Source organism: Oligoflexus sp., from assembly GCF_035638955.1.
Lineage (GTDB): Bacteria > Bdellovibrionota_B > Oligoflexia > Oligoflexales > Oligoflexaceae > Oligoflexus.
In genome coordinates this window covers 1-2,327 of the sequence record NZ_DASQYZ010000172.1, presented here as the reverse complement: position 1 = coordinate 2,327, position 2,327 = coordinate 1, and the positions used below count along the sequence as shown (strand labels likewise).

1 protein-coding gene and 1 pseudogene are annotated in these 2,327 nt (G+C 48.2%); both read right to left on the bottom strand.

Features of this window, described 5'->3' with window-relative positions; translation table 11 throughout:
* Positions 1-90, bottom strand: a pseudogene (locus VE954_RS43815) (IS6 family transposase); the annotation flags it as partial.
* Positions 91-1,734: 1,644 nt separating this feature from the next.
* Positions 1,735-2,327: hypothetical protein (locus VE954_RS16270; protein ID WP_324954598.1), on the bottom strand; the 593-nt coding region annotated here is incomplete at its 5' end.

Genomic DNA, 2,327 nt, shown 5'->3' with positions numbered 1-2,327 from the left:
CCTCGTGGAGAGCTTATAGCTGAGATACCAGCGGATGCAGGTCAGAATAATGGACTTTTCAAAATGCCGTCCTTTGAAGCTCAGCGCCATAACCACTCCCTGGATACGGTGAACTGGTGAATATGACCAATCCCGTGTCAGAATGCTAGAGATTTTTTGCAACAAAGCCAGTCAAGGACAGGGCCCCGGAAAGAATGACTACAAAATAAGCAGTCAGTTAAAATTATTGGGAAATTTCAGAATTACGGCTTTCGTGAAAGCCTTGATAATCAAGGGTCTGCTGAAATTCCAGGCATTCTTTCCGGGGCCCTGAGTCAAGGAGCCTTCCAAGGTTATGCACATAGGCGGCACGGGTATTATCGTTTCTCAGGCGGGCGGCGAGGAAATTAAGAAAACTTTCCTGAAAGCGCCCACGTTTTTCAGGCACGATCAGCGTAATCGAACGAGGTGAGGCCATCCATGGCGTTGTCCCTTGAGTGGTTCTGTTCGGTGGAATGTACCACATAAAAGGTCTTATGTTGCATATCAGGTCAGGACGGCTTGATTCAGATGTCGGCTGCCAACGTCCCCTTCGGAGGCATTTCAAAGTCTGCGTTAAATGTCATTATGGCTTATATACTCCTCAGGGACAGATACTTCGAATCGCCGGCTTTCCATTTGCGGCAACCTCTTGATGGAGTTGTCAGCCACTGACGCTTCCCTTGACCAGGTTCCAGTCTTCATCCATAAAATCTCTGAAGTTCTGAAAGCCCTTTAAAAGAAGGATGCCAGTTTGATGCATGTCGACGTTCAGATACTGTATGGCTTGGAGAAAGTCCCATCAGAATGGCGTTTTCCACCATTCAGGGAAAAGCCCACGGAGATAAGTTATGCTGAAGTAAAAGGTGATTTGGGCTCGAATCATTCTTTTGAAGATGGATCCGGGATCTGGTGCCGAGCTGCCAACAGCCTTGCTGAGGCGATAACCATCGGGCGGGTTGAGAACGAAGACTTGCCTGGAAAGAAAATTTATCAGATCCTGCATCAGGACGCCAATGGCACAATAGAAGTCTGGGAATATGAGCACGAGGTCATCCATGTTCTCAAGAAGCAGCGAAAGACTGAGTTGCGAAAGGAGGTTTGCCACCTATGCGACAAAGAATGCGTTGTCTGGGATTCATGGCAACGAACCACCTACTGCAAAACTTGCATTTCACAGTCATCAATCCAACATATCCAATGCGCGGCATGCGTCAATGGTTTGGGTATGGGTGATAAGGAAGAGGATCACTACAATGACTAACGTCAGTGAATTGCCAAAGTCCTCTTCAGTCGTAAGGTTGAAAGCCGCGGTTGCTGCTTCCATTTTCGACTTGTTTGAATCCATTCAGCGGTTTGTTTCACGACCTCGCTTTGAATTTTTGCCACGAGGCCCAGAATAAACGTCCCTTGTCATGAGCGGCAAAGTCGGCTTGAATCCCTTTCCCGTGCCTCATTTTTGACCGCAGAAAAAGCACCAATTCATTCAAGCCCAAGGCGTTCATCTACTTGCATGGCAAAGATAAAAACCAGGTTTTTTTTGCGCCCCCCACCCACCGTGTTGGAAGCCAGCAAACCCGCGTGATGGCGATGACGAAAAGCATGACAAAATCAAAGTGTCAACGCCCTGTTTTTTCGCTCAGTGTGCAACTGAACGATCTCCATCGACCGATTTCTATCGCATGGGAATAGGCAGCCATGAAAAATAAATAGGGCCTATAAACCCATGCTGTTAACAAAAGAGCTTAAATCCAGACATGCCTGGGGACTAAACGGACCAACGGTAATGGTCTGGGTTTGAGCCAGGGTCAAAGTAAAGAGGCCACCGCTACAGCTTCCTCCGATCCCTTTATGCGTGTCCGGCAGATCTCGAATCGATGCTTTGGGAATAACAAGATTCATGAGCCGACTGCTCAGAAGTTCGCAACCATTGAAGCGATCAGAAATGTTGACACTATATCCGCCCGTGGGATCCATTGCCAAAAGCAGAAAACCATTCTGGCAGTCCGATACAAATCGCCACTCTCCCGGTTGCGCCTTCAAGATATCCCGACCTGATAGAATTCTTTGGACCCCTTTTAAGGCAACAGTCACCTGCATCTCAAGGAGAGCGCTATTGACTTCAATCAGATTTTTGCCAGCAGCGCTTATACGAACGCTTTGATTGATAAGACTGGTCGTGATCCGGGCAGGACCTTTGTAGGAAACCTTCCAGACCGGTACTTCACTGAGGCTGGCAGGCTGTCCGTTAGCATCACTCAAAAAACAATCGACAATCCCGACCGGAGGCTCCCCGGTAGGGGCGGATA